General features: G+C 41.6%; 1 protein-coding gene. It reads right to left on the bottom strand.

The window, feature by feature from the left end:
- The coding region (locus tag Q4550_RS23525; protein ID WP_303536645.1) for a hypothetical protein at nt 1-267 on the bottom strand (267 nt) is incomplete at both ends.

Below are 267 nucleotides of genomic sequence, written 5' to 3'. Positions count from 1 at the left end.
GGAGTAATTAGAAAGTCGCCTCCAAGTTGGCTTTTTAGTAGTTGCGCCTTGGGGGGGCGATCGTCATCATTATTACGCAGTATCCATAACCCAAAATCCCCTGGATTTTTTTGATTTACGCGCTGCACTACGATAGTTTTGCCATCGGCGGACAAGTCAAATTTTAAGTTTTGGTAATCTTTACTATCCAAAACTAGCTCAATTCTGCCTAAAGGAGGATTGTCTTTATCTAGATCGTCTGCAATTCCTGTTGTAACGGTATACAAC

Origin of the sequence: Anaerobacillus sp. 1_MG-2023 (assembly GCF_030547345.1) — a bacterium.
GTDB lineage: Bacteria > Bacillota > Bacilli > Bacillales > Guptibacillaceae > Guptibacillus > Guptibacillus hwajinpoensis_B.
Note: the sequence above shows the minus strand (reverse complement) of the source record. Positions and strands in the feature narration are given on the sequence as shown.